Here is a 21,847-nt window from a genome sequence, read left to right as displayed (position 1 = left end):
GCTCAGGCCACCGGCCGGAGCCGCTCAAAAAAGCCGGTTGAGGCCGTCGTAGGCCGCTACCCGATAGGCTTCGGCCATGGTCGGGTAGTTGAACGTGGTGTTGACGAAATACTTCAGGGTATTTTGCTCGCCCGGCTGGTTCATGATCGCCTGGCCGATGTGCACGATCTCCGAGGCCTGGTAGCCGAAGCAATGCACGCCGAGCACTTCCAACGTCTCGCGGTGGAACAGGATCTTCAGCATGCCTTGCGGCTCGCCGGCGATCTGCGCACGCGCCATGCTCTTGAAAAATGCCTTGCCCACTTCATAAGGCACCTTGGCCTTGGTCAGTTCGTGCTCGTTCTTGCCGATGGAGCTGATCTCGGGAATGGTGTAGATCCCGGTCGGCACGTCGTTGACGTAACGCCAGCTGCCGTTGTCGACAATGCTGCCAGCGGCAGAACGGCCCTGGTCGTGGGCGGCACTGGCCAGGCTCGGCCAGCCGATCACATCGCCGGCACCATAGATATTGGTGACGCAGGTGCGGTAGTTCTCATCCACCTCGATCTGGCCACGGCTGTTGACCTTGACCCCGATGTTTTCCATGCCCAGCTTGTCGGTGTTGCCGGTACGGCCGTTGCACCAGAGCAAGGCGTCGGCCTTGATCTTCTTGCCGGACTTGAGGTGCAGGATCACCCCGTTGTCCAGGCCTTCAACGCGATCGTATTCCTCGTTGTGGCGCACGGTGATGTTGTTGTTGCTGAAGTGGTAGCTCAACGCCTGGGAAATTTCCGAGTCGAGGAAACTCAGCAACTGGTCACGGTTGTCCACCAACTCCACCAGTACACCCAGGCCACTGAAGATCGAGGCGTATTCACAGCCGATCACGCCGGCGCCGTAGATGATCAGTTTGCGTGGGGTGTGGCCCAGGCTGAGGATGGTGTCGCTATCGTAGATACGCGGGTGGTGGAAATCGATATCGGCCGGGCGATACGGGCGCGAGCCAGTGGCGATGATGATGTGCTTGGCCACCAGTTTTTCGACCACGCCATTGGCGCAGACCACTTCGACGGTTTGCTCGTCGGCGAAGCTGCCGGTGCCGAAGAACAGGTCGACACGGTTACGGGCGTAGTAGCCGGTACGCGAGGCGACTTGCTTGGAAATGACTTTCTCGGCGCTTTTCAGCACATCCGGGAACGAGAACCAGCGCGGCTCACCAATGGCCCGGAACATCGGGTTGGTGTTGAACTGCATGATCTGGCGCACCGAGTGACGCAAGGCCTTGGACGGGATGGTGCCCAGGTGGGTGCAGTTACCGCCGACCTGACGACGGCTATCGACCATCGCCACCTTGCGTCCTGCTTTGGCGGCATTCATCGCCGCACCTTCTCCAGCTGGGCCAGAACCCAGTACCACCACGTCGTAGTTGTAGACAGCCATGCGTACTCCTCAGAACAGGCCAGGGCGCACGGTTGGGCGCCTGGCTAAATCATGCCGCGGCCAGCGGTCATGAAGGATCAAATAGGCTCAGGTGTGTGAGCCGGGGCACAGTCTATATAAGGCTCAACGCCGCGCACATTAACCCTTGGTCGCGTCGTAGGCCAGTTTTGCCTTTACTACACAGTATTGATTACGGCTTGACCGCCGTCAGTTGTTCGAACGCTTTGTTGCTGCGTGTGACGAAAGCATCCCCCTCTCGCATCACAAAAAACGCCGCGATCTGGTGTTTTTCTGCATAGTCCCAGCCTTCTTCAGGCCCCAGCACCAGCAGCAACGTCGACAAGCCATCGGCCATCAACGCCGAAGCCTCCAGCACCGTGACCGACGCCAGGTGATGGGTGATCGGCGCACCGGTTCGCGCATCGAGGGTGTGGGAATAGCGGCGACCATCCTGCTGGAAATAATTGCGATAGTCACCTGAAGTAGACACGCCAAAGCCGTCCACTGCGATAACGCGCTCAGCGACCTGCTGGTCATCGCGGGGCTCCTCCAGGGCCACACGCCAGGGCGTACCGTCAGGTTTGCGCCCGGCGGCCTTGAGCTCGCCGGTCACTTCGACCAGGTACCGCTCAATGCCCAACTGATCAAGCCGCTCGGCAATCCGGTCCACCGTATAGCCGGCGGCGATGCTGTTGAAGTCCACCTGTACCGCCGCATCCTTGCACAACTGGCCAGCGTCGATACGCAGGTGTTGATGGCCGACCCGCTGGCGCGCCAGGGCCAGCGCCATGGGCTCCGGGACTTTTACCTGGCGCGCCTGGGGGCCAAAACCCCACAGGTTCAGCAGCGGCTCGACCGTCAGGTCAAAAGCGCCGCCACTGGCCTGGGACAGTTGCTCGCCTGTGCGCACCAACCGCAGGATCGATTCGGGCATCGCCTGACAGCGGTTGGCCGGCAAGTCGTTGAAACGCTCGATATCGGAATCGCTACGATAGGTCGACATCTGCCGGTCGACCTCGGCAAGGATGCGCTCGACTTGCGGTTGTACAGCACTGGCCGCCGGCGTACCGGGGGTGCGGACGTACTTGATCGAATAAGTGCTGCCCATGGTCGGGCCGCCAAAAGCCTCCAGGGGCTCACCTTTACCGCAGCCCGCCAGGATCGCCAGTGCAGCGCCCACCACTACGTATCGCAAACCGCCCATAAGCCACACAACCTTCTCGCTGCTGAAAACCAAAATGATGCCGCACTCAAGCATATTTCCCGGGCGGGCCATTATGCGGCATGTCGTCGCCTGCTCAGGACCACTTGCGGCAAATAGCCAGCGTGCTAACGGTTTTTGTTGCTCGGCAACACGGATACACATATGGTTACAAAACTCTTTGGCGCCACCGCGCGCCCAGATTCTGCAGCACGGACGAACAACAACCAGGGATTTCCAACAAGATAGCCAGTTGAGTAAATGACATGTCCAGCACCACGGGCAAAGGCAAGGCGATCTTTCGCGTTGTCAGCGGTAACTTCCTCGAAATGTTCGACTTCATGGTCTACGGCTTCTACGCCACGGCCATCGCCAAGACCTTCTTCCCTGCCGACAGCGCCTTTGCCTCCCTGATGTTGTCCCTGGCGACCTTCGGTGCCGGGTTCCTGATGCGCCCGCTGGGGGCGATTTTTCTCGGTGCCTACATCGACCGCCATGGCCGTAAAAAAGGCCTGGTGATCACCCTGGCCATGATGGCCGCCGGTACGGTGTTGATCGCCTGCGTGCCCGGCTACGCCACGCTCGGGGTGGCCGCGCCGCTGATCGTGCTGCTTGGCCGGTTGCTGCAAGGCTTCTCCGCGGGTGTCGAGCTGGGCGGGGTTTCGGTGTACCTGGCAGAAATCGCCACGCCGGGGCGCAAGGGCTTCTTCGTCAGTTGGCAGTCCGCCAGCCAGCAAGCCGCCGTGGTCTTCGCCGGCCTGCTGGGCGTAGGCCTGAACCACTGGCTAAGCCCCGAGGAAATGGGCGAATGGGGCTGGCGCGTGCCGTTCCTGATCGGCTGCCTGATCGTGCCGGTGATCTTCGTGATTCGCCGCTCCCTGGAAGAAACGCCTGAGTTCCAGGCGCGCAAACACCGCCCTACCCTGCAGGAAATCATCCGTTCCATTGGTCAGAACTTTGGCATCGTCGTGGCAGGCATGGCGCTGGTGGTGATGACCACCGTGTCGTTCTACCTGATCACTGCCTACACACCGACCTTTGGCAAAGCCGAGTTGCACCTCTCGGACCTGGATGCGCTATTGGTCACCGTGTGCGTGGGCATTTCCAACTTTATCTGGTTGCCGGTGATGGGCGCCGTGTCCGACAAGATCGGCCGCAAACCCTTACTGCTCGGTGCGACGATTCTGGCGATCCTCACGGCATACCCTGCGTTGTCGTGGCTGGTGGTCAATCCGAGTTTCAGCCACCTGCTGATCGTGCTGTTATGGCTGTCCTTCCTATATGGCTCGTATAACGGCGCCATGGTCGTTGCACTGACCGAAATCATGCCGGTGGAAGTCCGCACCACAGGTTTTTCCCTGGCCTACAGCCTGGCGACCGCAACCTTTGGCGGCTTTACCCCGGCCGCCTGCACTTACCTGATCCATGTGCTGGATAACAAGGCAGCGCCGGGGATCTGGCTCAGTGGGGCGGCGGTGCTGGGGTTGATTGCGACCCTAGTGCTGTTCAAGGGGAATCGGCATGAACTGCGCACTGCACAGGCTTCGGTAGTCGGTGGGGCCTGATAGATCGCTATCGCGGGCAAGCCCTAATGCCAGTCAGTTAAGCGCAGATCCCCTGTGGGAGCGGGCTTGCTCGCGAAAGCAGTGGGTCAGTCAACATCCATGTTTGCTGGGCCGACGTCTTCGCGGCGATGCGGCGATCCGACAAGCCCGCCCCCACATTTGAATGTATTCGCAAATCAAACTGTGGGAGCGGGCTTGCCCGCGATGAGGCCTTCAAATCCATCACAATCCCCCAGACACAAAAAAGCCCCGAACCAGTCGGGGCTTTTTCATCTACCGCTAATGCTTAGCGCGGAAACGCCGGCGGGTTGACCCCAGCCATGTCTTCCATCACGCGCACCACCTGGCAGCTGTAACCGAATTCGTTGTCGTACCAGACGTACAGTACAACGCGGTTATCCTGGGTGATGGTCGCTTCAGCATCGACCACACCGGCGTGGCGCGAGCCAACGAAGTCGGTGGACACCACTTCCTGGGAATTGACGAAGTCGATTTGCTTATGCAGATCGGAGTGCAGCGCCATGTAGCGCAGGTACTCGTTCATCTCTTCACGGGTGGCGGCTTTCTCAAGGTTGAGGTTGAGAATGGCCATCGACACGTTCGGCGTAGGTACACGGATCGCGTTACCGGTCAGCTTGCCGGCCAGCTCAGGCAGGGCCTTGGCAGCAGCGGTGGCAGCACCGGTCTCGGTGATCACCATGTTCAGCGCGGCGCTACGGCCACGGCGATCGCCCTTGTGGAAGTTGTCGATCAGGTTCTGGTCGTTGGTGTACGAGTGAACGGTTTCGACGTGACCGTTGATGATGCCGAACTTGTCATTCACAGCCTTGAGCACCGGCACGATGGCGTTGGTGGTGCAGGAAGCGGCAGACACGATCTTGTCGTCAGCGGTGATTTCGTTGTGGTTGATGCCGTGAACGATGTTCTTCAGCTTGCCCTTGCCAGGCGCAGTCAGCACAACGCGGTCGATACCTGGGCACGCCAAGTGCTGGCCCAGGCCGTCGGCATCACGCCAGACGCCGGTGTTGTCCACCAGCAAGGCGTTCTGGATGCCGTACTGGGTGTAATCCACCTCGGTCGGGTTCTTCGCGTAGATCACCTGGATCAGGTTACCGTTGGCGGTGATGGTGTTGTTTTCTTCGTCGATGGTGATGGTGCCATTGAACGAACCGTGTACCGAGTCGCGGCGCAAGAGGCTGGCGCGCTTGGTCAGGTCATTCTCGGCGCCTTTGCGCACGACAATGGCCCGCAGGCGCAGGCCGTCGCCACCGCCGGTTTTTTCGATCAGGATGCGTGCCAGCAGGCGGCCGATACGACCGAAGCCGTACAGCACCACGTCGGTACCTTTGCGGGACGCGGCATTTTGCTGGCCAACCACGTCGGCCAGCTCTTCACGCACGAACTGCTCGGCGCTGCGGCCATTGCCTTGAGCGCGGAATTTAAACGCCAACTTGCCCAGGTCTACCGAGGCCGCGCCGAGCTTGAGCTCGCTCATGGCTTTAAGCAGAGGGAATGTTTCGTGGACGGAGAGTTCGCTATCGTCGGCAGAACGATGGCGAGCAAAGCGATGAGCCTTGAGAATCGCGATGACTGATTGGTTGATCAGGCTGCGGCCATAGATCGAGCTCACCACATTGTTATTGCGGTACAGCTGACCGATAAGCGGGATCATCGCTTCTGCGAGTGCTTCACGGTCGATCCATTCACCAAGACACTGGTCGGGCTTCTGAGTCACGGGAACCTTCCACATGTAGGGGCTGAAAAAAGGGGCTACATTATGCCGCCCGACCGCCCCCTGAGCAATGCGCGTCACGCAACAAAAGCCCTTGCAAATAATTTTCACCGCGCTACAGGCCAGTAAATACGCGGCTTCCAGCGAACCCCTCGGAGAGAGCCACAGGCAACTTGTCCGTAACCCTCCGAAACATATGTGCATTTCGGCACTACATATTGAGTCAAAACCGCGCATTGTTTGTCTTAGCCACTACATTTCCTACAAACCGTAATAGGCACAGTCAGCAACTGACAGGCGGCACTCCAGGCCGTTACAATTACCGACTTTGTCGCAACGCTGGAGCTCAACCTTCCGTGCCCGTCCTGCGTCTACCGCTACTCCCTGCCCAGGCAGGTAAACAGCATTGGGGCAATCTGCCCGGTGCCGCCCTGAGCCTGGCCATAGCCGAGGCTGCCAGTGCAGCCAAGCGCTTTACCCTGCTCCTGACCGCCGACAGCCAAAGTGCCGAGCGGCTGGAGCAGGAGCTGAGCTTCTTCGCCCCCGATTTGCCGGTGCTGCACTTCCCGGACTGGGAAACCCTGCCCTACGACTTGTTCTCGCCGCACCAGGACATCATCTCCCAGCGCATCGCCAGCCTGTACCGCTTGCCGGAACTGGCCCACGGTGTACTGGTGGTGCCGATCACCACGGCGCTGCACCGCCTGGCGCCGACCAAGTTCCTGCTGGGCAGCAGCCTGGTGCTGGATATCGGCCAGAAGCTCGACGTGGAGCAAATGCGCACGCGCCTGGAAGCCAGTGGCTACCGCTGCGTCGATACGGTGTACGAACATGGCGAGTTCGCCGTGCGCGGGGCACTGATCGACTTGTTTCCGATGGGCAGCAAACTGCCCTACCGCATCGACCTGTTCGATGACGAAATCGAGACCCTGCGCACCTTCGACCCGGAAAACCAGCGTTCCATCGACAAAGTACAGTCGATCAAACTGCTGCCGGCCAGGGAGTTCCCCCTGCAAAAAGACGCGGTCACGCGCTTCAAGGCGCGCTTTCGCGAGCGCTTTGACGTGGACTTCCGTCGTTGCCCGATCTTCCAGGACCTGAGCAGCGGGATTACGCCCGCCGGTATCGAGTACTACCTGCCGCTGTTCTTCGACGAAACCTCGACCCTGTTCGATTATCTGCCCCAGGACACCCAGGTGTTCTCGCTGCCGGGTATCGAGCAGGCGGCGGAAAACTTCTGGAACGACGTGCGCAACCGTTATGAAGAACGCCGCGTCGACCCCTCCCGGCCTTTATTGCCGCCTGCCGAGCTGTTCCTGCCGGTAGAGGACTGCTTCGCCCGCCTGAAAAACTGGCCGCGCGTGGTCGCCAGCCAGCAGGATGTGGAAGCCGGCGTCGGTCGCGAGCGTTTCCCGGCCCAGACCCTGCCCAACCTGGCCATCGAGGCCAAGGCCAGCCAGCCGCTGCAAGCGTTGTCCGACTTTCTCGGTGACTTCCCCGGTCGTGTGCTGTTTACCGCCGAATCCGCCGGGCGCCGTGAAGTGCTGCTGGAGTTGCTGGAACGCCTGAAGCTGCGACCAAAAACTGTCGACAGCTGGCCAGATTTTGTCGCCGGCAAGGATCGCCTGGCGATCACCATTGCGCCGCTGAACGAAGGCCTGCAACTGGATGATCCGGCCCTGGCGCTGATTGCCGAGAGCCCGCTGTTCGGCCAACGCGTGATGCAGCGCCGGCGCCGGGAAAAACGCGCCGACGCCAACAACGACGCGGTGATCAAGAACCTCACCGAACTGCGCGAAGGCGCGCCGGTGGTGCACATCGACCACGGCGTGGGGCGCTACCTGGGCCTGCAGACCCTGGAGATCGACAACCAGGCCGCCGAATTCCTCACCATGGAATACGCCGAGGGCGCCAAGCTCTATGTGCCGGTGGCCAACCTGCACCTGATCGCGCGCTACACCGGCAGCGACGACGCCCTCGCACCGTTGCACCGCCTGGGCTCCGAGACCTGGCAGAAGGCCAAGCGCAAGGCCGCCGAGCAGGTGCGCGACGTGGCCGCCGAACTGCTGGACATCTATGCCCGCCGTGCGGCCCGCGAAGGTTATGCGTTCGCCGACCCGAAGGCCGACTACGCCACGTTCAGCGCCGGCTTCGCCTTCGAAGAAACCCCGGACCAGCAAACCACCATCGATGCGGTGCGCGCCGACATGCTTGCGCCCAAGCCCATGGACCGCCTGGTCTGCGGCGACGTGGGCTTTGGCAAGACCGAAGTGGCGATGCGCGCCGCGTTCATCGCGGTGCATGGCGGCCGCCAGGTGGCAATCCTGGTGCCGACCACCCTACTCGCTCAGCAGCACTACAACAGCTTTCGCGACCGCTTCGCCGATTGGCCGGTGACCGTGGAGGTGATGAGCCGCTTCAAGTCGACCAAGGAAGTCAACGCCGCCGTCGCCGACCTGGCCGAAGGCAAGATCGATATCGTGATTGGCACGCACAAGCTGCTGTCGGACGATGTGAAGATCAAGAACCTGGGCCTGGTGATCATCGACGAAGAGCACCGCTTTGGCGTACGCCAGAAGGAGCAACTCAAGGCCCTGCGCAGCGAGGTCGATATCCTGACCCTGACCGCCACGCCAATCCCGCGCACGTTGAACATGGCGGTGTCGGGCATGCGCGACCTGTCGATCATCGCCACGCCGCCGGCGCGACGCCTGTCGGTGCGCACCTTCGTCATGGAGCAGAACAACAGCACGATCAAGGAAGCCCTGCTGCGCGAGTTGCTGCGCGGCGGCCAGGTCTACTACCTGCACAACGATGTGAAAACCATCGAGAAATGCGCCGCCGACCTCGCCGAACTGGTGCCGGAAGCACGGATCGGCATCGGCCACGGGCAGATGCGCGAGCGCGAACTCGAACAGGTGATGAGCGACTTCTACCACAAGCGCTTCAACGTGCTGATCGCCTCGACCATCATCGAGACCGGCATCGACGTGCCGAGCGCCAACACCATCATCATCGAGCGCGCCGACAAGTTCGGCCTGGCGCAACTGCACCAGTTGCGTGGCCGGGTCGGCCGCAGTCACCACCAGGCCTACGCCTACCTGCTGACGCCACCGCGCCAGCAAATCACTGGCGACGCCGAAAAGCGCCTGGAAGCCATCGCCAACACCCAGGACCTGGGCGCAGGCTTTGTGCTTGCCACCAACGACCTGGAAATCCGTGGCGCCGGCGAACTGCTGGGCGACGGCCAGAGCGGGCAGATCCAGGCCGTGGGCTTTACCCTCTATATGGAGATGCTCGAGCGGGCGGTAAAGGCCATCCGCAAAGGCGAGCAACCGAACCTCGATCAACCCCTGGGCGGCGGCCCGGAAATCAACCTGCGCCTGCCGGCGTTGATTCCCGAGGACTACCTGCCGGATGTGCATGCACGGCTGATCCTGTACAAGCGCATCGCCTCGGCCACCGACGAAGAAGGCCTCAAGGACCTGCAAGTGGAGATGATCGACCGCTTCGGCCTGTTGCCGGAACCGACCAAGAACCTGGTACGCCTGACCCTGCTCAAACTGCAGGCCGAGCAACTGGGGATCAAGAAGGTCGACGCCGGGCCGCAGGGCGGGCGTATCGAGTTCGAAGCGCAGACGCCGGTAGACCCGCTGGTACTGATCAAGTTGATCCAGGGCCAGCCCAACCGCTACAAATTCGAAGGCGCCACGCTGTTCAAGTTCATGGTGCCGATGGAACGTGCAGAAGAGCGCTTTAATACATTGGAGGCGCTGTTTGAGCGCCTCATCCCGAAATCTGCTTGAAGGACGCCCCATGCGCCTGCTTCGTATCCTGAGCCTGTTGTTGGTGGTAGTTGCACCTTCGGCGTTTGCCGACAGCCTCTACCAGGTGGAAATGATCCTGATCCGCCAAAATGCGGAGCCGGTGATCAACAGCCGGCCAGCCCCGGAAGACTGGGCCGCCGGGGCGCCACGCCAAGGGATCGAGAAAATCAGCCCGCCGCGCCTGAACAACATCGTCGAGAAACTAAAGGCCAATGGCGACTACACCGTACTGCTGCACAAGGCCTGGGAACAGAACCTGGGCGAGCAGCCGGTGAAGGTGAAAATCACCGACGGCCAGGAACAGTTCGGCCAGTACCCCATCCAGGGCACCCTGGACCTGCAACTGGGGCGCTTTACCCGTATTGACGCAAGCCTGTGGCTCAATCAGTTCGACAACAACGGCAGCGTGATTGCCAGCGAACACCTGAGCCAGCCAGACGTGCGCACCAAGAACAACCAACTCAACTACCTGGACGGCGGCCACCTGGCCTTGCTGATCAAGATCACCTCCCTCACCGCCAAGCCACCGAGCGCACCGCCGCCCGGCCTCGCGGACTGATCCAGCGCCATGCCCCTGACGCCCTCGCTGACCAAGCCCCTGGCCCCCTCCTGGGCCAACCGCTTCAAGGAACAAAGCCTGGAGCGCGGCCGGCGCTACGCCCTGGAAAACCGCGTGCGGATTGTCGAGTCGGGCGACAGCACCATCATCGCCAGTTGCGAAGGCTCGGGCGGCAATGTGTATCGCCAGACCATCTCTCTGCGCGAGTCGGCCAAAGGCACCTTGATCCTGGTGGACAGCCGCTGCACCTGCCCCGTGCACACCAATTGCAAACACATCGCGGCAGTGCTGCTGCAGGTCCAGGAAACCCTGGCCTACCCGGCAGCGGCCAAGGATGCCGAACTGCTGGAGAAGCTGCAGGCCGTGCTGGATAACCGCGTGGTCCTGCCGCAAGTGGTGCTTGAGGACGTGCAGCCGATTCCACGGCTGTGGCTGGCCAGCATCGAGTTCAGCGCCTTTGAGCCGCGCAACGGCAAGATGCAGCGCTATATCCAGCACCGGGCGGCGCTGTCGTTCAATTACCTGGGCAATTACGTCAGCGGCCAGAAAAACGCCGATATCATCGTGCGCCAGGAAACCCAGAGCCTGCGGATCAAGCGTCACCCCGAGGTGGAACAAGGCTTTCGCGAACACCTGCGCCTGCTCGGCTTCAAGATCGCCACCCGCCAGAGCAAGGCCCTGCCGGAAAGCGCCGGCGAGTTGTTTGAGATGGTCAATGACAGCGCCTGGCTGAACTTCACCCTCAACGCCTCGCCGAGCCTGCGCGCTGAAGGCTGGGAATTGCAGATCGATGAGGATTTCGGCTTTGACCTGAGCCCGGTCGATGACTGGTACGCCAGCGTCGATGAAGTGCCGGAGCGCGACTGGTTCGACCTGGAGCTGGGGATCATCGTCAATGGCGAACGGCTGAGCCTGTTGCCGATCCTGTTGAACCTGATGCGCTCCCACACCGAAATCCTCAACCCGGAAAAACTCGCGCGCCGTCGCGACGACGAACTGATCCTGGTGAACATCCCCGGCCTACCCAACGGTGGCCACGGCCCACTGCAAGTCGCCCTGCCCTATGGCCGGCTCAAACCGGTGCTGGCGACCCTCGGCGAGTTCTACCTGCAAGAGCCCGGCACAACTACCTTGCGCCTGGCCAAGGCCGACGCCACTCGGCTCAACCCGCTGGAAGACCTGCCCCTGCAATGGGAAGGCGGCGAGCAGATCCGCAGCTTTGCCCAGCGCCTGCGCGACATCAAGGACTTCACCTGCATCGCCCCCGAAGGCCTGAACGCCACGTTACGCCCCTATCAGCTCGAAGGCCTGAGCTGGATGCAGTCCCTGCGCCAACTGGAAGTGGGCGGGATTCTCGCGGACGACATGGGCCTGGGCAAAACCCTGCAGACCCTGGCACATATTCTCAGCGAAAAAATCGCCGGGCGCCTGGACCGGCCGTGCATGGTGGTGATGCCCACCAGCCTGATCCCCAACTGGCTCGACGAGGCCGCGCACTTCACCCCGCAGCTCAAGGTATTGGCGCTGTACGGTGCCGGGCGCAAGAAACACTTCGCCCAGTTACAGGATTACGACCTGCTGCTGACCACCTACGCCCTGTTGCCCAAAGACATCGAGCAACTGGCCGCGCAGCCGCTGCATGTGCTGATCCTCGACGAAGCCCAATACATCAAGAACCCCACCAGCAAGGCCGCCCAGGCCGCCCGCGAGCTGAATGCACGCCAGCGCCTGTGCCTGAGCGGCACGCCCCTGGAAAACCACCTGGGCGAACTGTGGTCGCTATTCCACTTCCTGCTGCCGGGTTGGTTGGGCGATGTAAAAAGCTTCAACCGTGATTACCGCGTGCCCATCGAAAAACGCGGCAGCGAAGTGCGATTGCAACACCTCAACGGTCGGATCAAGCCGTTCCTGCTACGCCGCACCAAAGAACAGGTGGCCACTGAATTGCCGCCCAAGACTGAGATCATCCACTGGGTCGATCTCAACGAAGCCCAGCGCGATGTGTACGAAACCATGCGCCTGGCCATGGACAAGAAGGTGCGCGAGGAGATCACCCGCAAGGGCGTGGCTCGTAGCCAGATCATCATTCTGGAAGCGCTGCTCAAGCTGCGCCAGGTCTGCTGCGACCTGCGCCTGGTGAACGACGCCACCCCGCCCGCGCGCGGCAGCAGCTCGGGCAAGCTCGACAGCCTGATGGAGATGCTCGACGAACTGTTTGCCGAAGGGCGCAGGATTTTGCTGTTCTCGCAGTTCACCTCAATGCTCAGCCTGATTGAGATCGAACTAAAAAAACGCGGGGTCGCCTATGCCTTGCTGACCGGCCAGACCCGCGACCGGCGCACGCCGGTGAAGGACTTCCAGAGTGGCAGGCTGCAGATCTTCCTGATCAGCCTCAAGGCTGGCGGCGTGGGGCTTAACCTGACCGAAGCCGATACCGTGATCCACTACGACCCCTGGTGGAACCCAGCCACGGAAAACCAGGCGACTGACCGTGCGTATCGCATCGGCCAGGAGAAGCCGGTATTCGTCTACAAGATGATTGCCCGGGGCACCGTGGAAGAGAAGATCCAGGCGTTGCAGCAAGAAAAGTCAGACCTGGCGGCGGGTGTGCTGGATGGTCGTACCACGGGCGACTGGAAGTTGGGCAACGAAGATATCGAGGCGCTGTTCGCGCCATTGCCCCAAAAGCTAGAGAAGCGTTGATAGTTAGATAGCTATCGCGGGCAAGCCCGCTCCCACAGGGAGGGCTCACTGGGGCAGAGATTTTTGGTACCGCCACAAATCAAATGTGGGAGCGGGCTTGCCTGCGATGGGCGCAGCTCAATCTCATTCGATCAACTGCGCATCCCGAAGCGCGCCGAGCGCCGCCAACCAACGTGGGTCCTGCTTGTAGTCAGTCGACGCAATCGCCTGCCCACGCATACGGGCAATGCGCGCCGACGGCGTGACCTTCATGCGCTGGGCGGCACTCAGGGCCAGCTCGGCGGCCGCACGGTCATTGCACACTAGGCCCATGTCGCAGCCAGCACTCAACGCAGCCTCGATCCGGCTCGCCGCATCCCCCACCACATGGGCACCGGCCATGGACAGGTCATCACTGAAAATCACCCCGTCGAACTGCAACTCGCCGCGCAGGATGTCTTGCAGCCAACGGCGCGAGAAGCCGGCCGGTTGGTTATCGACCTGCGGGTAGATCACGTGGGCCGGCATGACCGCGGCCAATTGCTTGCTCAGGCGCGCAAAGGGCACCAGGTCGTGGGTGCGAATCTGTTCCAGGCTACGTTCATCATTGGGAATGGCGACGTGGGAATCTGCCTCCGCCCAGCCATGCCCCGGGAAGTGCTTGCCGGTGGCGGCCATGCCGGCGCTGTTCATACCCCGGATAAAGGCACCGGCCAGCAGCGCTGCACGTTCGGGATCACCTTCGAACGAACGCGTGCCTACGACGGCGCTGCGCTGGTAGTCGAGGTCCAGCACGGGGGCGAAGCTCAGGTCCAGGCCAACCGCCAGTACTTCCGTGGCCATGACCCAGCCACACTGCTCGGCCAGGTATTCGGCGTTCGGATTGTCCGCCAGCGCACGCATGGCCGGCAGGCGTACAAACCCCTGGCGCAGGCGCTGGACCCGACCGCCTTCCTGGTCGACGGCCAGCAGCAGGTCCGGGCGCACCGCACGAATGGCGGCGCTCAATTCCCGCACCTGGCGCGGATGCTCGATATTGCGCGCAAAAATGATCAGGCCGCCCACTTCAGGCTGGCGCAACAAGTGGCGATCTTCAGCTGTCAGCCAGGTGCCGGCGACGTCCACCATCAAAGAGCCTTGCAGGGCAGCAGTCATAAATTTTCCTTGAATGACGCGCGCACCCCGCCGCTTCGCCAGGTCGAGCCGGGCAAGGCGATGGGGTGCGGGTAACTAGTTGAAATCGGCATGGGCGGCTAGCTTAGCGGATGCAAGCGGTTGCGCCCAGACGCCAGTGGCTAAACCTTGGCCGCCACCGGTACGGACTTGCTGCGCGGGCGCAGTTGGGCGGCCGCCATTGCCGGGTCGGTAACACCGCTTTCAGCGCGCATGCCAGCGGCCAGGAACGGCACCATCAGGCGCATGACCTGCTCGATGGAGGTGTTGACTCCAAAATCGGTCTCGGCGATAGCGCGCAAGGCCTTGATCCCGGACATGCTGAACGCCGCTGCGCCGAGCATGAAGTGCACGCGCCAGAACAATTCGATAGGCGGAATACGTGGCGCCGCCTCGTTGACCAGCAACATATAGCGACGGAAGACCTTGCCGTACATGTCTTCGAGGTAACGGCGCAAGTGGCCCTGGCTCTGGCTGAAGGCCAGGCCCAGCAGGCGCATGAAGATCGACAGGTCATTGCCGCTGCGTGGCTGTACCACCAGGGCTTGTTCGACGAGGATTTCCAGCAGGTCTTCCAGGCTCGGCTTATTGTCGGGCTTGGCTTGGCGCCGCTCCAACTCACGGTCGAGGCTGATGCAGAACGGCCCCAGAAAACGTGAGAAGACGGCCTGGATCAGGGCTTTTTTCGAGCCGAAGTGATAGTTCACTGCCGCCAGGTTGACCCCGGCTTTGCTCGTGATCAGGCGCAATGAGGTTTCAGCAAATCCTTTTTCCGCGAACAACTGCTCGGCAGCATCGAGAATGCGTTCAACGGTTTCCGACTGGGCCATGGCTACTCCGCCTGACAAACACTTGTTTGAAACATACGTTTCACCTTGTGCAATGTCAAGCCTGCAGGTCCGTTTTCCGGCCGGGCAGTCACCCGATTCGCACCTATTTAATCACATCTTCAACGGCCTGTAGGCCGCGCTATCTCCGGGCTTTGCAAGGACCGACGGATGACCGTCCGGCGGAGCCGGCAAAAACGATGATTGCCAAGCACAGTTCACTGTATATAATCCCAGTCACTGTATAAAAAGACAGAGCGATCAACATGCTAAAACTGACGCCACGCCAAGCTGAGATTCTCGCTTTTATCAAGCGCTGCCTCGACGACAACGGCTATCCGCCGACCCGGGCAGAAATCGCCCTGGAGCTGGGGTTTAAATCCCCCAACGCTGCCGAAGAACACCTGAAGGCCCTTGCCCGCAAGGGCGCGATCGAAATGACCCCGGGCGCATCCCGTGGCATTCGTATCCCTGGCTTCGAAGCCAAGGCTGACGAATCGACGCTGCCGATCATCGGCCGAGTCGCTGCCGGTGCGCCGATTCTTGCACAACAGCACGTCGAAGAGTCCTGCAATATCAACCCGACCTTCTTCCATCCTCGCGCCGATTACCTGTTGCGGGTCCATGGCATGAGCATGAAGGACGTGGGTATCTTCGACGGCGACCTGCTGGCCGTACACACCACCCGCGAAGCGCGCAACGGCCAGATCGTCGTGGCCCGCATCGGCGATGAAGTGACGGTCAAGCGCTTCAAGCGCGAAGGCAGCAAAGTCTGGCTGCTGGCAGAAAACCCCGAGTTTTCGCCAATTGAAGTCAACCTGAAGGATCAGGACCTGGTGATCGAAGGCTTGAGTGTCGGCGTTATTCGCCGCTAACGGAGGCATCATGCAGTTCCCACATGCGCAACAACATACACAACTGCCACTGTTTGAGGCCTTTTTGGCCCAGCCGCTTGCACCTATCCTCAGCGAGACGGTGGAGTCCCCATGGACCGCCCCCGCCGAACCGGAGGTATTCAGTGAATTGTCGTTGCGTGGCGCTGCCGGGAACTGCCTGAGCTTGCTGGCGCCAATCCTACGTGACCTGAGCGAGGAACAGGACGCCCGCTGGCTGACCCTGATCGCCCCGCCGTCCAGCCTGACCCAGGCTTGGCTGCGGGATGCAGGCCTGAACCGCGAGCGTATCCTGCTGCTGCAACCGCGCGGCACCCAGAGCGCCCAGCAACTGACCTGCGAAGCGTTGCGCCTGGGGCGTAGTCACACTGTTGTCAGCTGGCTGAACCCGCTGGGTGCTTCGGCCAAGCAGCAGTTGATCAGCGCAGCGCGCACGGGCGACGCACAAAGCTTGAATATTCGATTGGGATAAGCCCGAGACTGACGCACAACGCGTTATCGGGAGTGGTACAGGTCGTCCGATTGCAGCCTGACGTCAGGTCAGTGCCTGCGATGGACGCAAGGCTTCTACAGAATTGAGAAGCCGATTGAACATTTGAATCTTAAAAACGACAAACGGACTCAGTGAAGAACCCGTGGACCGTCGTCTTTCTCTGGCTCACCTTCAGCCAGGCGCCCCGCCATCTGCACACCCACGCTCAACATGGCTTTTGCCACTTCCACATGCTGGCCTTGCAGGAACGCCTTGGCGTCCTCGGAAAAGTCCAAAGTCACCAGAGAACCCTCGTCCTCAGCCCTGCGCAGCTCAATTCGGCCGTCGGGCAATTCAACAATTTCCAGAAAGGACGTTGGCATAAAAATCTGTTCTCCACGAAAGGCCGGCATTATATCAGTCATCAACGCGGCCTCGCTCAGGATCTGAACAGCTTTCTTTACGGCTTGATGAATGGTCTGTAGGCGTTGGCTTGCCAGCGATAGCGCTCTGGCAGTCAACTTGGCATTGCTTGATCAATTGTTATCGCCGGCAAGCCGGCGCCTACATTGTCTTGCCGCTCAGCACTCGTTCAAGCCATCCCGAAAGCGGATCGCCAGCTTCTTCAGCTCCTGGCGCCAGCTCTCCAACTCAGCCCGGCTCAGCGGCTCCGGCCCTTCTTCTTCCAGGCTGACCGCAACGATCAACGGCTGGGTCACATCGCCCTTGGGCTTGTGCGGCACACGCGGCGGCTGGAACAGCGCCGAATGGGCAGCCAACAAGCGAGCCAGCCAACTGTCAGGGCTGCGGGCCATTTCCACCAGCTCGGCCAACTCGGGGATGGCCATAGACTCGAGCACCTCACGGGTCAGGATATCCTCGGCCCGAGGCGCATTCGCCTGGGGCAGGCGGTAGAAACCTGCAATTTCATGACACAACCCCAGCAAAGCCCCATATAGATGGAACAAGGCCGACTCTCGCCCCGCCTGGACCAGCGCAATAGCATTCATCTCCTTCCCTTCCTCGGCACGACCAAGGGCTTCCAGGGACAAACCCGCGAAGTAAATTTTCTGGTTGGTACGGGTATAGAGTTCGTTGGCCATGACGGCAGTCTCCACAACGACATAAACGTGATGCTGGCTGAACAGTGTCACGGATGAGACAAGCCCACTGCAAGCGCAAAACAAAAGGCCGCCTGTGAAGGCGGCCTTTATTTCAATGCAGGAGCGGGATCAAGCACCCTGGCGCTTGTCCTCGACCTTCCACTTGCCACCGTCGTAGAACGCCTTCCAGCCCGTAGGCTTGCCGTCCACTTCAGTCTGCACGTACTGCTCCTTGGTCTTGCGGCTGTAGCGGATCACGGCCGGACGACCGTCGGGATCCTTCTTCGGCGCTTCGCACAGGAAGTGGTACTTGGGATCGATCTCGTCCTTATGCGGCACGATCTCCATCACCAGTGGTGCACGGGTCTCGCGGTTTTTCGGGAACTGGCTGGCGGCCAGGAACAGGCCCGAAGCGCCATCACGCAGGATGTAGGTGTCGTTGACCTTCTCGCACTTGAGCTCGGGCATCTTCACCGGGTCCATCTTCGGCGGCGCCGCGTCACCGCTTTTCAGCAGCTTGCGGGTGTTCTTGCAGGTCGGATTGGTGCAACCGAAGAACTTGCCGAAGCGACCGGTCTTGAGCTGCATCTCGCTGCCGCACTTGTCGCACTCCAAGCTCGGGCCTTCATAGCCCTTGATGCGATAGGTGCCTTCTTCGATCTCGTAGCCGTTGCAATCGGGGTTGTTACCGCAGATGTGCAGCTTGTGCTTCTCGTCCAGCAGGTAGGCATCCATGGCCGTGCTGCAGATCGGGCAACGGTGCTTGCCACGCAAAACCAGCGACTCGGATTCACCCTCGTCGTCGGCGGCGATTTCATCACCCGGCACCAGGTTGACGGTGGCCTTGCAGCGCTCTTTGGGCGGCAGGCTATAGCCCGAGCAACCCAGGAACACACCGGTAGACGCGGTACGGATCTGCATCGGCCGGCCGCAGGTGGTGCACGGAATATCCGTCATCACCGGCTGGTTGGCGCGCATGCCGTTTTCCGGGCTCTCGGCTACTTCGAGTTTTTTCTTGAAGTCACCATAGAACTCGTCGAGGACGTTTTTCCAATCGCGCTCGCCCTGGGCCACGTCATCGAGGTTCTCTTCCATGCCGGCGGTAAAGCCGTAGTCCATCAGGTTGGAGAAACTCTCGGACAAACGCTCGGTAACGATATCGCCCATCTTTTCCGAATAGAAACGACGGTTATGCAGTGCCACGTAGCCGCGGTCCTGGATGGTGGAGATGATCGCCGCGTAGGTCGAAGGACGACCAATACCGCGTTTTTCCATTTCCTTGACCAGGCTGGCTTCCGAATAACGGGGTGGCGGCTTGGTGAAGTGCTGGCTCGGGTCGAGCTTGATCAGCTTCAGCGCATCGCCCTGGGCCATGTCTGGCAGGACGTCGTCATCTCCCGGCTTGGCAATTTGCGGCATCACGCGGGTATAGCCGTCGAACTTGAGGATACGACCCTTGGCGCGCAGCTCGAAGTCCCCGGCACCCACTGTGACGGTCGTGGACAGGTATTGCGCCGGCAGCATCTGGCAAGCCAGGAACTGGCGCCAGATCAACTCGTAGAGGCGCTCAGCGTCGCGCTCCATGCCGCTCAGCTTGCTTGGCTCGGTATTGGCATCGGAGGGACGAATCGCTTCGTGAGCCTCTTGTGCGCCTTCCTTGCTGCTATAGACGTTTGGCTTCTCCGGCAGGTACTTCTTGCCGAATTCGCTTTCAATATAAGTACGCGCCATCGCCACCGCGTCCACCGACAGGTTGGTGGAGTCGGTACGCATGTAAGTGATGTAGCCCGCTTCGTACAGACGCTGGGCCATCATCATCGTCTTCTTCACGCCAAAGCCCAAGCGGTTGCTCGCGGCCTGTTGCAGGGTGGAGGTGATGAACGGCGCCGACGGCTTGCTGCTGGTGGGCTTGTCTTCACGCTTGACGATGCTGTAGCTGGAAGCTTTGAGCTTCTCCAGCGCGGCCATGGCCTGGGCTTCGTTGAGCGGCTTGAAGGCCTCGCCTTTCTCGCGGGCCACTTCAAAGCGCACGTTATTGCCCTTGGCGGTGCCGAGGTCCGCGTGGACTTCCCAGTACTCTTCAGGGTTGAACGCACGAATCTCGCGCTCACGTTCCACCACCAGCTTGACCGCTACCGATTGCACACGGCCAGCGGACAGGCCACGGGCGATCTTCGCCCACAACAGCGGCGAGACCATGTAGCCGACCACGCGATCGAGGAAGCGCCGAGCCTGCTGGGCATTGACGCGGTCGATGTCCAGTTCGCCCGGCTTGGAGAAGGCTTCCTGGATCGCCTTCTTGGTGATTTCGTTGAACACCACGCGTTTATAGCGGCTGTCGTCCCCACCGATGGCTTCGCGCAGGTGCCAGGCAATGGCTTCCCCTTCGCGGTCCAAGTCCGTCGCGAGATAGATGGTGTCAGCATCCTTGGCGAGCCGGCGCAGCTCCTCGATCACCTTTTCCTTGCCCGGAAGGATTTCGTACTTGGCCTTCCAGCCATGGTCCGGGTCCACACCCATGCGCGAGACCAGTTGCTTGCGCGCTTTTTCCTTGGGCGAGAGCACCGGACCTTCGCCCGCAGCCGCCTTGCCGCGCTTGGCAGCAGGCTCCTTGCTGGCGCTAGCCGAACCGCTGGTGGGCAGGTCTCGGATATGGCCGATACTCGACTTCACCACGTACTCGTTACCCAAGTACTTGTTGATGGTCTTGGCCTTAGCCGGGGATTCCACAATGACCAGCGATTTGCCCATGGATCGGAAAATTCCTGAATTCGAGAAGAGAAAGGCGGTTGGCGCCTGACGCGGCAACGCTATATATAGTGGCAACACAGTGAGGTCAAGCACAGCATTCTGCGCAACCTGCCGTTATTGCCCTGAAAAAAGACTGGGTTCGACCTGCACCAAAGCAAAGCGCGGGACCTGCTTGCCGTCAACTTCGACGGTCTCCAGGAACATGCTCAAGGGGCGCACCCAAAAGCCGTAATCGCCATACAGTGCTTGGTAGAACACCACTTCTTCTTCGGTCTCAGAGTGCCGCGCCACATTAAAAACGCGGTACTTGGGACCTTTATAATGCTGGTAGAGCCCTGGTTCGACTTTCATGCTGTGGCCCTCTTACAAAATTTATAAAAAAAAATTAAAAATTCCAAAAAACAAAAGCCGGGGCACTGGGCCCCGGCTTCCGTCAACCCAACGCTTAGACGCGTTCGAAGACGGTAGAAATGCCTTGGCCGAGACCAATGCACATGGTTGCAACCCCAAGGTTGCCGCCATTTTGCTTCATCACGTTAAGCAAGGTGCCGGAGATACGCGCACCGGAGCAACCAAATGGGTGGCCCAGGGCGATTGCACCGCCGTGCAGGTTAACCTTCTCGTTCATCTTGTCGAGTACTTTCAAATCTTTCAGCACTGGCAGGGCCTGTGCGGCGAAAGCTTCGTTGAGCTCGAAGAAGTCGATGTCGGAGATACTCAGACCTGCGCGCTTCAAGGCTTTTTGTGTGGCCGGTACTGGACCATAGCCCATGATCGCCGGGTCCACACCCGCCACAGCCATGGAACGGATCACTGCCAGAGGCTGGATCCCCAGGTCCTGGGCGCGCTGGGCCGACATCACGATCATGCACGAAGCACCATCGGTGATCTGCGACGAAGTACCGGCAGTCACGGTGCCGCCCTTTGGGTTGAATGCCGGCTTCAAGGCCGCCAGGCTTTCCAGGGTGGTGTCCGGACGAATGGTTTCGTCGTAGTCGAACAGTTTCAGGAAACCGTTCTCGTCATAGCCGTTCATCGGGATGATTTCATCCTTGAACTTGCCTTCCACAGTCGCCTTGTGGGCCAACTGGTGGGAGCGCAGGCCGAAGGCGTCCTGGGCTTCACGGGTGATGCCATGCATCTTGCCGAGCATTTCTGCGGTCAGGCCCATCATGCCCGAGGCTTTCGCCGCGTACAGCGACATGTGCGGGTTAGGATCGACGCCGTGCATCATGCTGACGTGGCCCATGTGCTCCACGCCACCGACCACAAACACATCACCGTTGCCGGTCATGATCGCCTGGGCGGCGGTGTGCAGTGCGCTCATGGACGAACCACACAGGCGGCTGACGGTCTGGCCGGCAGCGGTGTGCGGGATCTGGGTCATCAAGGAGGCCATGCGCGCGATGTTCCAGCCCTGCTCCAGGGTCTGGTTGACGCAGCCCCAGATCACGTCCTCGACTTCGTTCGGGTCGACCTTGACGTTGCGTTCCAGCAGCTTGCTGATCAGGTGCGCCGACATGTCTTCGGCACGGGTGTTGCGGTGCATGCCGCCCTTGGAGCGGCCCATCGGAGTACGACCGAAGTCGACAATCACGACGTCTCTTGGATTCAAGCTCATAAATATTCTCGCTCTAGTCGTC

The 21,847-nt window shown here is 60.8% G+C and carries 16 protein-coding genes; 6 read left to right on the top strand and 10 right to left on the bottom strand.

What is annotated here, in order from left to right:
• Window positions 1-24 precede the first annotated feature (24 nt).
• Together sthA and ACSSVH_RS07905 are read right to left on the bottom strand one after the other, a co-directional pair.
• Window positions 25-1,419, bottom strand: a complete 1,395-nt coding sequence (gene sthA / locus ACSSVH_RS07910) for a Si-specific NAD(P)(+) transhydrogenase (RefSeq protein ID WP_024074093.1) — start codon at window positions 1,417-1,419, stop codon at window positions 25-27.
• Between the two features lie 190 nt (window positions 1,420-1,609).
• Window positions 1,610-2,623, bottom strand: coding sequence for an FAD:protein FMN transferase (locus tag ACSSVH_RS07905; protein ID WP_492634314.1), 1,014 nt, complete (start codon window positions 2,621-2,623; stop codon window positions 1,610-1,612).
• Window positions 2,624-2,886: 263 nt separating this feature from the next.
• Here ACSSVH_RS07905 and ACSSVH_RS07900 point away from each other — a divergent pair, with 263 nt between their 5' ends.
• Entirely contained in the window at window positions 2,887-4,185 is a 1,299-nt protein-coding gene (locus tag ACSSVH_RS07900) for an MFS transporter (RefSeq protein WP_169954176.1), read from the top strand.
• A gap of 286 nt (window positions 4,186-4,471) precedes the next feature.
• Here ACSSVH_RS07900 and ACSSVH_RS07895 read toward each other — a convergent pair whose 3' ends face one another.
• Window positions 4,472-5,935 (bottom strand): glyceraldehyde-3-phosphate dehydrogenase, encoded by a 1,464-nt coding sequence (locus tag ACSSVH_RS07895; RefSeq protein ID WP_076961276.1) that lies wholly within the window; start codon window positions 5,933-5,935, stop codon window positions 4,472-4,474.
• A 338-nt stretch (window positions 5,936-6,273) separates the two neighbouring features.
• Between ACSSVH_RS07895 and mfd the strand changes: the two genes are divergently transcribed.
• Genes mfd through ACSSVH_RS07880 form a run of 3 tightly spaced genes read left to right on the top strand, consistent with a single transcriptional unit; the run spans window position 6,274 to window position 13,006 of the window.
• Window positions 6,274-9,723: a transcription-repair coupling factor gene (gene mfd / locus ACSSVH_RS07890; protein WP_172313159.1), complete on the top strand. Its 3,450-nt coding sequence runs from the start codon at window positions 6,274-6,276 to the stop codon at window positions 9,721-9,723.
• 10 nt (window positions 9,724-9,733) lie between these two features.
• A complete protein-coding gene (locus ACSSVH_RS07885) occupies window positions 9,734-10,303 on the top strand; it encodes a CsiV family protein (protein ID WP_170043341.1) in 570 nt (189 codons plus the stop codon).
• Window positions 10,304-10,312: 9 nt separating this feature from the next.
• Window positions 10,313-13,006 carry an SNF2-related protein gene (locus ACSSVH_RS07880; protein WP_492634313.1) on the top strand — a complete coding sequence of 898 codons (2,694 nt, stop codon included), beginning with the start codon at window positions 10,313-10,315 and terminating at the stop codon, window positions 13,004-13,006.
• Between the two features lie 123 nt (window positions 13,007-13,129).
• Here ACSSVH_RS07880 and nagZ read toward each other — a convergent pair whose 3' ends face one another.
• Both nagZ and ACSSVH_RS07870 read right to left on the bottom strand, forming a co-directional pair.
• Entirely contained in the window at window positions 13,130-14,140 is a 1,011-nt protein-coding gene (gene nagZ, locus ACSSVH_RS07875) for a beta-N-acetylhexosaminidase (RefSeq protein ID WP_170043339.1), read from the bottom strand.
• A 140-nt stretch (window positions 14,141-14,280) separates the two neighbouring features.
• Complete coding sequence (locus ACSSVH_RS07870) at window positions 14,281-14,988, bottom strand: TetR/AcrR family transcriptional regulator (RefSeq protein ID WP_169954182.1); 708 nt, start codon at window positions 14,986-14,988, stop codon at window positions 14,281-14,283.
• 263 nt (window positions 14,989-15,251) lie between these two features.
• Here ACSSVH_RS07870 and lexA point away from each other — a divergent pair, with 263 nt between their 5' ends.
• A complete protein-coding gene (gene lexA / locus ACSSVH_RS07865) occupies window positions 15,252-15,860 on the top strand; it encodes a transcriptional repressor LexA (protein ID WP_029300096.1) in 609 nt (202 codons plus the stop codon).
• Between the two features lie 10 nt (window positions 15,861-15,870).
• On the top strand, window positions 15,871-16,350 hold the full coding sequence (sulA, locus tag ACSSVH_RS07860; RefSeq protein WP_169954183.1) for an SOS-induced cell division inhibitor SulA: 480 nt from the start codon (window positions 15,871-15,873) through the stop codon (window positions 16,348-16,350).
• Between the two features lie 149 nt (window positions 16,351-16,499).
• Here the strand turns inward: sulA and ACSSVH_RS07855 are convergent, their stop codons facing one another.
• The 5 genes from ACSSVH_RS07855 to fadA all read right to left on the bottom strand — a co-directional run bounded on the left by ACSSVH_RS07855 (window position 16,500) and on the right by fadA (window position 21,825).
• Entirely contained in the window at window positions 16,500-16,733 is a 234-nt protein-coding gene (locus ACSSVH_RS07855) for a hypothetical protein (protein WP_026136850.1), read from the bottom strand.
• Window positions 16,734-16,931: 198 nt separating this feature from the next.
• A complete protein-coding gene (locus ACSSVH_RS07850; protein WP_076961269.1) occupies window positions 16,932-17,453 on the bottom strand; it encodes a DUF6586 family protein in 522 nt (173 codons plus the stop codon).
• A 129-nt stretch (window positions 17,454-17,582) separates the two neighbouring features.
• On the bottom strand, window positions 17,583-20,204 hold the full coding sequence (topA, locus tag ACSSVH_RS07845) for a type I DNA topoisomerase (RefSeq protein WP_169954184.1): 2,622 nt from the start codon (window positions 20,202-20,204) through the stop codon (window positions 17,583-17,585).
• A gap of 114 nt (window positions 20,205-20,318) precedes the next feature.
• Window positions 20,319-20,555: a DUF1653 domain-containing protein gene (locus tag ACSSVH_RS07840; RefSeq protein ID WP_029300088.1), complete on the bottom strand. Its 237-nt coding sequence runs from the start codon at window positions 20,553-20,555 to the stop codon at window positions 20,319-20,321.
• Between the two features lie 94 nt (window positions 20,556-20,649).
• On the bottom strand, window positions 20,650-21,825 hold the full coding sequence (gene fadA / locus ACSSVH_RS07835) for an acetyl-CoA C-acyltransferase FadA (protein ID WP_005786153.1): 1,176 nt from the start codon (window positions 21,823-21,825) through the stop codon (window positions 20,650-20,652).
• Window positions 21,826-21,847 lie beyond the last annotated feature (22 nt).

The sequence above is a fragment of the Pseudomonas sp. HC1(2025) genome (assembly GCF_058742075.1).
This window is presented reverse-complemented; position numbering and strand designations above follow the sequence as displayed.

What these genes read in the sequence shown, in the direction of transcription:
- ACSSVH_RS07840 (WP_029300088.1), bottom strand. Translation starts at nt 20,555, where the DNA reads ATGAAAGTCGAACCAGGGCTCTACCAGCATTATAAAGGTCCCAAGTAC.
- ACSSVH_RS07870 (WP_169954182.1), bottom strand. Translation starts at nt 14,988, where the DNA reads ATGGCCCAGTCGGAAACCGTTGAACGCATTCTCGATGCTGCCGAGCAG.
- lexA (WP_029300096.1), top strand. Translation starts at nt 15,252, where the DNA reads ATGCTAAAACTGACGCCACGCCAAGCTGAGATTCTCGCTTTTATCAAG.
- ACSSVH_RS07905 (WP_492634314.1), bottom strand. Translation starts at nt 2,623, where the DNA reads ATGGGCGGTTTGCGATACGTAGTGGTGGGCGCTGCACTGGCGATCCTG.
- nagZ (WP_170043339.1), bottom strand. Translation starts at nt 14,140, where the DNA reads ATGACTGCTGCCCTGCAAGGCTCTTTGATGGTGGACGTCGCCGGCACC.
- sthA (WP_024074093.1), bottom strand. Translation starts at nt 1,419, where the DNA reads ATGGCTGTCTACAACTACGACGTGGTGGTACTGGGTTCTGGCCCAGCT.
- ACSSVH_RS07885 (WP_170043341.1), top strand. Translation starts at nt 9,734, where the DNA reads ATGCGCCTGCTTCGTATCCTGAGCCTGTTGTTGGTGGTAGTTGCACCT.
- topA (WP_169954184.1), bottom strand. Translation starts at nt 20,204, where the DNA reads ATGGGCAAATCGCTGGTCATTGTGGAATCCCCGGCTAAGGCCAAGACC.
- ACSSVH_RS07895 (WP_076961276.1), bottom strand. Translation starts at nt 5,935, where the DNA reads ATGTGGAAGGTTCCCGTGACTCAGAAGCCCGACCAGTGTCTTGGTGAA.
- ACSSVH_RS07880 (WP_492634313.1), top strand. Translation starts at nt 10,313, where the DNA reads ATGCCCCTGACGCCCTCGCTGACCAAGCCCCTGGCCCCCTCCTGGGCC.
- fadA (WP_005786153.1), bottom strand. Translation starts at nt 21,825, where the DNA reads ATGAGCTTGAATCCAAGAGACGTCGTGATTGTCGACTTCGGTCGTACT.
- ACSSVH_RS07855 (WP_026136850.1), bottom strand. Translation starts at nt 16,733, where the DNA reads ATGCCAACGTCCTTTCTGGAAATTGTTGAATTGCCCGACGGCCGAATT.
- sulA (WP_169954183.1), top strand. Translation starts at nt 15,871, where the DNA reads ATGCAGTTCCCACATGCGCAACAACATACACAACTGCCACTGTTTGAG.
- ACSSVH_RS07850 (WP_076961269.1), bottom strand. Translation starts at nt 17,453, where the DNA reads ATGGCCAACGAACTCTATACCCGTACCAACCAGAAAATTTACTTCGCG.
- ACSSVH_RS07900 (WP_169954176.1), top strand. Translation starts at nt 2,887, where the DNA reads ATGTCCAGCACCACGGGCAAAGGCAAGGCGATCTTTCGCGTTGTCAGC.